The sequence below is a fragment of the Bacillus sp. X1(2014) genome, from assembly GCF_007678255.1.
In genome coordinates this window covers 1-231 of the sequence record NZ_VEED01000091.1, presented here as the reverse complement: position 1 = coordinate 231, position 231 = coordinate 1, and the positions used below count along the sequence as shown (strand labels likewise).

Annotated in this window: 1 rRNA gene; it reads left to right on the top strand. The window is 38.1% G+C overall.

Features of this window, described 5'->3' with window-relative positions:
* Positions 1 to 143: 143 nt before the first annotated feature.
* Positions 144 to 231, top strand: a 5S ribosomal RNA gene (gene rrf, locus FS608_RS29930); the annotation flags it as partial.

The following is a 231-nucleotide window of genomic DNA, read 5'->3' as shown; positions in this document are numbered from 1 at the left end:
TCGAGGACTTAACCATTTTTAAGGTGAACTCTGAGTTTACAAACTTCTTCTGCATTATCTAGTTTTGAGGGAATGAAAAAAAATAATTTTCCTCTTGAAAAATATGAAAAAGACATTATAATAAAATAGTGTCGAATATATGGTCTGGCAATTTTGGCGAGAAGGTCACACCCGTTCCCATACCGAACACGGAAGTTAAGCTTCTCAGCGCCGATGGTAGTTGGGACACGC